At 65.7% G+C, this 5992-nt stretch carries 2 protein-coding genes; both read left to right on the top strand.

Features of this window, described 5'->3' with window-relative positions; all coding sequences use genetic code 11:
• Positions 1-5237, top strand: a 5237-nt coding sequence (locus U7114_RS19215) for an Ig-like domain-containing protein (protein ID WP_416235573.1), incomplete at its 5' end; no start/stop codon positions are given.
• 160 nt (positions 5238-5397) lie between these two features.
• A partial coding sequence (locus U7114_RS19210) for a hypothetical protein (protein ID WP_323058256.1) occupies positions 5398-5992 on the top strand: 595 nt, incomplete at its 3' end.

Raw genomic sequence — 5992 nt, 5'->3', positions numbered from 1 at the left:
GTGTGCATGCGGCGTGGTCCGGGGCTAACAAGTATGTGCGGGACTGTGTCAATGATGGTGATGACAAGAACGTTGACGTGCCCAAGGCGAGTGCCTCGCCGTCGTATGTTTTCCGGGTGAACCGGGACCTGGTGGTCCTGAATGACGTGAACTCCGGGAACGTGTGGCTGGTGAACCAGAACATGCAGCTGGTCAACAACTGGGACGACGTCATCCCGCCCAAGGAAACGTCCGATGACGCGGACAAGGATTCCGCCGACGAAGTCCAGCAGACGGTGCTGCCGGACCGCACCAAGCCCAACAGCGCTCCGGTTGCCAAGCCGGACACTTTCGGGGTCCGGGCCGGCAAGACCGCTGTGCTCCCCGTCCTGGACAACGACACTGATCCGGACGGCGACATCCTCACCGTGCGCGCCCCTGATCAGCTTAAGTCCGGCGTTCTCGCCCCGATTTACGGGTCCACCGGCTTCCAGGTCGCCATCCCTGCCGACAAAGCCGGTTCCGAGACCTTCAAATACTCAGTGGACGATGGCCGGGGCCTCACCGCCTCCTCCGACGTCACGCTCAATATCATCCCGGCAGGGGAGAACTCCGCCCCGCGGCAGAAGCCGAACCGCAACACCACGCTCGTTGTGCAGGCGGGCAAGATCGTCAGCCAGAACGTGCTTCCTGACTGGATGGATCCGGACGGCGACGATCTGTACGTGGTCAGCGCTGCGGGCAGCGATCCCCGCGACCAGGTCAAGGTCCGACCGGACGGCCTGCTGACCTTCCAGGACGCCGGAACGGAGCCCGGCCGCAAGGTGGTCACCCTGACCGTTTCCGACGGCCAGTCCACAACGGAAGGCAAGGTCACGGTAGACGTCCGCGCCCCCGGCGCCCTGCCCCCGATCGCCAACGCGGATCACGTGGTGGCCGTCGCAGGCGTCGACGCGGTGATAGCACCCCTCAAAAACGACTCCGACCCCCAGGGCGGCGCCCTCCGCCTGGCCCAGGTCACCCCGGACGGCAACGCCACAGCAACCCTGCGGGCGGACCAGCAGACCTTTACGTTCAACTCCGCGGCCCAGGGACCGCACTACGTCACTTACCTGGTAACCAACGGGCCGGCCAGCGCCCAGCAGCTGGTCCGGGTGGACGTGGTGTCCGGCGACGGTGACGGCGCCCCCGTCGCGGTGCGCGACACAGCCCTGCTGCCAAGCGGCGGAACTGTGCTGGTGGACGTCCTGGGCAATGACTCGGACCCGTCCGGCGGGGTCCTGGTAGTCCAGTCCGTCACAGCTGCCGACGGGTTGCCGGTCAGCGTTTCAGTGCTGGACCACGCGGTCATCCGGATCACCGACATCCGGGCGCAAGGCCAGCTCAACGTCAAATACACAATCTCGAACGGCTTGGCCTCGGCCAGTGGCGACATCGCAGTGCTGGTGGTGCCCGCCCCGGCCAAGCTCCAGTCCCCCCAGGCGAAACCCGACGAAGTGTCCGTCCGGGTGGGCGACGTGGTGACCATCCCGGTCCTCGCGAACGACTCCGACCCCAACGGCGAGAAACTCACGCTTGAGCCCGAACTGGCGCAGAAGCCCGACGACACCGACGGACGGATGTTCCACGCCGGGGACACGTTGCGTTTTATCGCCGGAGACGTGCCCAAGACCGTCTACGCAATCTACAAAGTCACCAATGAATCCGGCCAGTCGGATTCGCAGCAGGTCACCATCCGCGTCCGCGCCCGGGACGACGAGCGGAACACCCGTCCCGAGCCGAAGAACCTCACCGCCCGCGTGGTGTCTGGAATGGTGGTTCGGATCCCCGTCCCGCTGGACGGCATCGACTCCGACGGCGACTCCGTGCAGCTCATCGGGGTGGACAAAGCCCCCGCCATGGGAACCGCCGTGGCCAGGGACGGCTACCTCGAATTCACCGCCACGGGCACGGCGGCCGGCACCGATACCTTCACCTACCGGGTCAGGGACAGAATCGGCGCCGAGAACACCGGCACGGTCATTGCGGGCATCGCGCCACCCGAGGCCAACAACCAGAGACCCATCGCAGTGGACGATTCCGTGGATGTCCGTCCCGGACGCAAGATCGCCGTTGACGCGCTCAGCAACGACTCCGACCCGGACGGTGACCCGATCGGGCTCGTCAGTAACGCGTTTGAAGCCCGTCCGGAACTCGGTGTCGAAACCGCTGACGGCAGGGTGCTGCTTACTGCGCCCGGCAACGCGGGCAATGAGAACGTCAGCTACAAGATCCAGGATGACAAAAAAGCCCAGGGCAGTGCAGTGATCCGGGTCAGCATCTCTCCCGACGCCACGCTGAAGGCGCCGGTGGCGAAAGACGATGTGATCACCCCCGCCGAGACGCTGGGCAAGTCCGCTGTCGACGTGCCGGTGCTGAAGAACGATTCAGACCCCGACGGCGTGGCCGCCGAACTCAAGGTCAGCCTGCCGGACGGCAACCCGAACGCCCGCGTCGGCGGCGACGGCAACGTTGTGGTCGGCCTTGCCGCGGGGGACCAGCTGGTTCCCTACACTGTCACCGACGTGGACGGCCAGAGCGCCACTGCTGTCATCTGGGTGCCCGGTCAGGGTGAACAGCACCCCAGCCTGGCCAGGACCGACGTTGTGGAAGTGATGGCCGGCAAGGAAATCACCTTCGCCCTGAGCGAATACGTGCGGGTCCGGGAGGGCCGCTCTCCCCACATTACGCAGGCAGACAAGGTCCAGGTCCAGGGCGCTGACACCCAGGGCGTCATCGCCGGAAACGGCGACGCCCTGCGCTATGCGGCGCTCAAAGACTACGTCGGCCCCGGCTCCGTGACGTTCGAAGTGACAGACGGGTCCGGTCCGGAAGATCCGCAGGGCGTGAAATCCACCCTGACCATCATCACCCGGGTCATTCCGGACCCGGCCGCGAACCACGAGCCCACCTTCAGGGGAACCGACCTTGACGTGCCGAAGGCCGAAACTGCTGCCCTTGAACTGGGCACCCTGGCCAGGGACGTGGATGCCGGGGACCAGGAGAAGCTCAAATTTGAGTTTGACGGGACCACGCCGGAGGGCTTCACTGCCTCCCTCGAGGGGCAGACACTCAAGGTCAGTGCTGCAGCAGGCTCGCCCGCCGGCCGGAAGGGAAACATCCCGCTGAAGGTCACCGACGGCCGATCCGAACCGGTCAAGGCCTCGGTAACAGCCACGGTAGTCGCCTCCAACCGGCCCCTTCCCACAGCCGGGGAAGACGTCATCGAAAAGGCCAACGCGGGCCGGGCCGAGACCATCAACGTCCTCGCCAATGATTTCAACCCCTTTGCCGACACCCCGCTGGAAATCGTTTCAGTGGCGGTGGAAACGGGGTCCGCAACAGGGCAGCCGGTGGTCGCCGGGGACTCGCTCACGGTGACTCCCGCAGAGGGATTCAAAGGCGTCATGGTGCTCCGTTACGTCATTTCGGACAAGACCGATGACCCTTCCCGCCATGCTGACGGCCGGGTGCGCATCACCGTCCGGGATAAGCCGGACCCGCCCTCGGCCCCCACCGCCACGGACGTGCGCAGCCGGACGGCTGTGCTCAAATGGGCGCCGCCGTCAGACAACGGCGCCACCATCACCGGCTACACCGTGCGCTCCAACACCGGATTTGAACAACAGTGCGCCACCACCACGTGCACTTTGAGCGGTCTGACCAACGACGTGAAGTACGTCTTCACTGTGACCGCCACCAATGAGGTGGGCGACTCCCAGGCGTCTGCGCAGTCCAACGAGATCCGGCCCGACGAAAAGCCGTCCCCGCCGGAGGCGCCCACGGTCAAAGCCGGCGACAAGAACATGGTGATCGACTGGCCCCCTGCCAGGACCGAGGGTTCGGCCGTCAAGAGCTACAACCTGGAGATCTCGCCACCGCCAGCCAGCGGCATCGCCGTGAAAAACGGGGTCACGGGCCTGACCTACACCTGGCCTGGCCTGACGAACGGCGTCCGCTACAAGGTGCGCGCCCAGGCGGTCAACGAGCTGGGCCCGTCCGACTGGGGCATCTACTCCTCCGAAGACAACCCTGCCGGCGTGCCCGCTGCGCCCGCGGCACCGACCTCCGCCGTGGCGTCTGCTGTGGGGAGCACCAACCAACTGCGCGTGAACTGGACCGAACCCGACACCAACGGTGACGCGATCAGAAACTACTACGTCACCATGAGCGGCGGCGGCGGCGCGCCGCAGACCCAGGCCATCCCGGGCACGGTACGGACGGCCAACTTCACGGCCAACAATTCCGAAGCCGAATACACCTTCACCGTCCAGGCGGAAAACAAGGCCGGCAAGGGCGCCGTCAGTCCCGCTTCGGCACCCCGGCGCGCCACCGGCAAGCTGGGCCAGGTCTCCGGAGTGACGGCCGCCGCGGCAGACACCGGCGGCGCTGGGCGACAGGTGACCATCAACTTCAAGGAACTAACGGCGGCTGAACGCAACGGGTCGGCGTATGGCGAGGTCAGCTACAGCTACAACGCCAGCACCGGGCAAACCGGTCCCATCAGGCCCGGGCAAACAGTGGGTGGCTTCACGAACGGTACGCCCACGTCCATCACGGTGGTGGCCAACTCAAGTGTGGCACCGAGTTCAGACGCCAGCACGGCCGCCACCACCACGCCGCACGGCGCACCCGGCACACCCTCTGCGACAGGGCAGAACGGCGGGCAAAACCAGAAGTCGCTGAGCTTCAGCTGGACCTCGCCGTCCACGGCCACCAACGATGTCGCCTACACGCAGATCAACATTGACGGCCGGGGCTGGGAAAGGGTGGCGGCTTCGGGAAGCCGGACAGTGAACACCGGCGGCTTCGACGAGCCCCACTCGATCCAGGTGCAGACCGTGAATTCCATAGGGAACGGCGGAGGCGTCGCCGAGGCGACCGCCAGGTCCGGGCCGGCCAAGACGGAGTGGGGCAACTCAATCGTTGGCTACCGGACGTGTACTGATGCGCCTGCCTCAGGCCAGACCTCGTGGCGGTCGCCGACGGGCGCGGAACACACCTGCGATGGTGTGGTCAGCGGCTATCCCTGGATCTACGGCTCCGGCCCAACCTTCACCGTCAACTGCTTTATGTGGCGGACCGTCCCCGACGCCCGGGGCACCTACAAGTGGTACCGCATCAGTTCGCATCCTGATGGGCGCTACGTTGGCCGCACCGTCCAGGTCGGCAACACCACCTTGGGTGAGCCTGAGGGACATGGAATCCCGCAATGCTAGAAGTAACGGGCAGCGCCACAGGTGGCACGGCGGGGGAGCGCTCCCCATCGCGGCCGCCGTCCTGCTTCGGTAGGCTAACCCGGGAACAGAGAGCCCTATACCGGGTCTTTGGACGGGCTGGCCTGGGGGCCGCCACAAATTTCAGGGGAAAAGTAAAGCTGTGACAACTCTGCTGGGGAAGCTTGGGCTGAAAAGACGCCACAAAAAACTCGTCACGGGCACTGCCTTCAGTGCCGTCGTCGCTGTCCTGGTCACCGGTGCCGTGCTGTATCCGGGGTTCAAGACCACCGAGGTGGAGTTGAACGACGGCGGGGTGTGGGTGGTCTCGAAGTCGAAGAATGCGGTGGGCCGGCTTAACTACCCCTCCCGCGTTCTTGATGGGGCTGTGACGCCCGCTTCGACGACGTTCGACATCCTGCAGGATGCGGGGGATGTGTTCGTCGATGATGAGACCGGGTCAACACTGAACCAGGTGTCGCCGGCGAACATGCGGCTGGGCGGGGATAAGCAGTTGCCGGGATCGGCGGACGTGAGCTTCGGCTCGGAAGTCATCTCCGTGACGGATGCGGCGTCGGGCAAGGTGTGGGCTGTGTCGCCGTCCACGGTCAACGGTTTTGACGAGGAAGCGTCGGAGCCCGTGATGGTCGGTTCGGAGGGCATTGTCTCGGCGGTCGGGGATGATGACCGGATTTACTCGGCGGACCCCAAGTCCGGCGCGGTGACGGTGACGGCTGTTGACGCCAACGGCGAGGTGA

Origin of the sequence: Pseudarthrobacter sp. C1, from assembly GCF_034720455.1 — a bacterium.
GTDB lineage: Bacteria > Actinomycetota > Actinomycetes > Actinomycetales > Micrococcaceae > Arthrobacter.
The sequence above is the reverse complement of the archived record's forward strand: the minus strand, read 5'-3'. Positions and strand labels throughout refer to the sequence as shown.